Source organism: Roseibacillus ishigakijimensis, from assembly GCF_016595415.1.
Lineage (GTDB): Bacteria > Verrucomicrobiota > Verrucomicrobiia > Verrucomicrobiales > Akkermansiaceae > Roseibacillus > Roseibacillus ishigakijimensis.
The window spans coordinates 1-566 of record NZ_JAENIO010000137.1 but is presented as its reverse complement, the minus strand read 5'-3'; the positions used below and the strand labels follow the sequence as shown (position 1 = coordinate 566).

General features: G+C 48.1%; 1 protein-coding gene. It reads left to right on the top strand.

The annotated features are described in order from the left end of the window. Positions 1-237: 237 nt before the first annotated feature. Entirely contained in the window at positions 238-495 is a 258-nt protein-coding gene (locus JIN78_RS16915; protein ID WP_200393176.1) for a hypothetical protein, read from the top strand. Positions 496-566: the final 71 nt, after the last annotated feature.

Genomic DNA, 566 nt, shown 5'->3' with positions numbered 1-566 from the left:
CTTGCCAAAGAACCCCAGAACAAGTAATCAATTTTCCCTCATCACCATCGTTTAGCTGAGCCCTCAACTGGCCGAACTTTGGGGTCCACCTCAGACAAAACACTAGAGTTGGGGCCTTCTGACAGGATCGTTCCCTATTGTGACTGCCCTGAGGGCGCCTGGGAGATTCCTATTTATGATGATGGATATGTAATCCGTTCGTTTCCTGTCCCTCCCCCAGTCGCCCATTGGCAGAAGATGGGCGAGGAATGGGATGACTCAGATTTCTTTGATGCGGAACCAGAGAAAAATCTCAAAGAAAAATTGGGGGTCGAAATAGACCCGATGATGGAACTGGCCACTCTGTTGCGGCAAGGGCTCCCTGTTGAGGGGGAGTTTCTCTACAATGATCCAGTGGGAGATGGGCATTATATTTTTGAAGAAGAAGAGAAGGCTCGACTATTTTACAACTTGTTGGTCAAATTAGGTATGATCACACTACACGACAAAAATTGAGGGGTGAAAAGGCGATTTGAGCCAAGCGAGAAACTCGTTGCGGTCCTTGGCCTTGAGGTGGGGATTGTTAA

What these genes read in the sequence shown, in the direction of transcription:
- JIN78_RS16915 (WP_200393176.1), top strand. Translation starts at nt 238, where the DNA reads ATGGGCGAGGAATGGGATGACTCAGATTTCTTTGATGCGGAACCAGAG.